A 1,914-nucleotide genomic window follows, 5' to 3' on the forward strand; every position below is an offset into this window, starting at 1 on the left:
CCGCCTGCACCGTATAGTGTGCTCCTTTGGGAGCCTCTAAATCCACAAAACAAGTGGCCCCTGTCAGTGGCTTCGGTGTGAGTTTTCTCCCATCGCGCCAGAGCGTGAAGCCAAGCTTGGGAGTATCCGTGCCGAGCGAGCGCCAGCTTACAAACGCACTGCCTGCGCTGTCTCGCAGGGCGACGACTCCACGATCCAGCCGCTCCAGTGAGCGGGTAGGAGCCTGCCTTCCACTAGCAAGACCGGCACAAAGAAGCCCCAGACATAAGAATACCCTCATAGGATTACCTCGTAAAACAACCGGTTTATGATACCAGACTCTCGCGAAATCATGATAAAAAAAACAATAGTGCTCAGGGAACAAAAATCAGTGTATACTTATCGTAAAGCAGAATATCATTGCAGTCAGTCATGTTAAAGGTAGTAAACAGGAACAATGTCCAATAATAATAAATTTAATATACACCTAATGAGTCTTTCATTGGGTCTAGGGCTTTTATCGCCCATGGTTGTACACGGTCAGGCAATGCGCCTTCCTACGTCCAAAGATGCCTTCATGCACGTGCAGTACAACACGGCGGGAGAGCTCGCGGATGCACTCGCAAAAGACGCCCATGCCCGCAAAGCAATCGCAAAGCACTTTAAAGTGTCTGAAGCGGCGCTGATCTCTTATGTCCGCGAGAACCTCGTTCTAACGACAACCAAGTCCACGATCACGGTACCGAACTACGGCCTCACTCCTGGCAACTACATCTACTACAAGATGACCACCTTCAAGCCAGGTTTAAAGGTCTGGGCGACCCGCGATGGCAAGCCTGTCATGAAGTGGATCTGTACGAACCCTATTACCTTCAAGCTCCCTGTCGCTCCTGCGCCGGTTGCTCGTGTTGTGCCTGCCCCGAAGCCAAAGCCGGAGCCCAAGCCTGTTGTAAAAGCGGAGCCAGTTCCTGTGGTGGAGCCTAAGCCGGAACCAAAGCCAGAGCCCAAACCGGTTCCAAAACCAGAACCAATCCCTGTTGTGGAGCCTAAGCCAGAGCCGAAACCGGAGCCTAAACCAGAGCCGAAACCGACACCCAAACCGGTCCCACGCCCTCGTCCCGTGCCGAAGCCAGAGCCAAAGCCAGAACCGAAACCGGAGCCCAAGCCGGTCACTCGTGCCATTCCGGTTGATCCTTGTTCCCTGATTTCCGCTTCCGGAAGGAACACAAGACTCAACCTAAAGTATGGCACGGTAGGCTTCGATCAGCCGCGCTATGACAAGATGTTCGCTGCGAAGCAAACCGGGCTCATAGGCGCTAGCCTTGACATCATGCGAAGCCCACGAACGGCAACGAGCCTCTACATGGACTACACGCGCAACAGTCATAGTATTGCCTGTGCGGAGAGCCTAGGCTTTGGCATCGAGCGCCGCATCTACATGAACTGTGTCGATCGTATCACTCGTCCTTACTATGGTTTCGGGGTAGGAAGCTACAAAACTCTTTACCTACAGAATCCTGGTATCAGCACGGGCCGTCCCACGGATATCGGCGGAAAAGCCTTCATTGGTTTTGAGAACCGCTCCCGCACGTTCCTAGAGTTTGGTCACCAGTTCCTAGCACAACCGACCACTGTTGCTCCCAATACGACCCAGAAGAAAAATCTGGACAATACCTATGCTGCTTTAGGCTTCCGCTTCTAAGCATCTACTTATCTTCACGTAAGCGCCGGGGTACCCACTCCCCGGCGCTTTTTTGTTTGAACCTTTCTTCCTATTCTCGGAACTAACGCTCTATAACTCATGGTTCGCTCATTTTTTGAGGGGTTTAGCAAATTTGAGGTAACCTCGTTTCATGACCGAAACGCTCACTCTTATCACGGAACGGGTAGATGACATCCCCGTATTATTCGAGCAGATGCAGAAATTGGAGATGG

Annotated in this window: 1 protein-coding gene and 1 pseudogene; one reads left to right on the forward strand and one right to left on the reverse strand. The window is 52.1% G+C overall.

All coding sequences use genetic code 11. From position 1 onward, the window contains the following. A pseudogene (locus RMO15_RS22020) lies at positions 1-280 on the reverse strand (hypothetical protein); the annotation flags it as partial. Between the two features lie 189 nt (positions 281-469). On the opposite strand from RMO15_RS22020, the gene RMO15_RS22025 reads away from it, so the two are divergent. Further along, positions 470-1,681, forward strand: coding sequence for a hypothetical protein (locus RMO15_RS22025; protein WP_309717241.1), 1,212 nt, complete (start codon positions 470-472; stop codon positions 1,679-1,681). Positions 1,682-1,914: the final 233 nt, after the last annotated feature.

This window comes from Armatimonas sp. (assembly GCF_031410135.1).
Classification (GTDB): domain Bacteria; phylum Armatimonadota; class Armatimonadia; order Armatimonadales; family Armatimonadaceae; genus Armatimonas.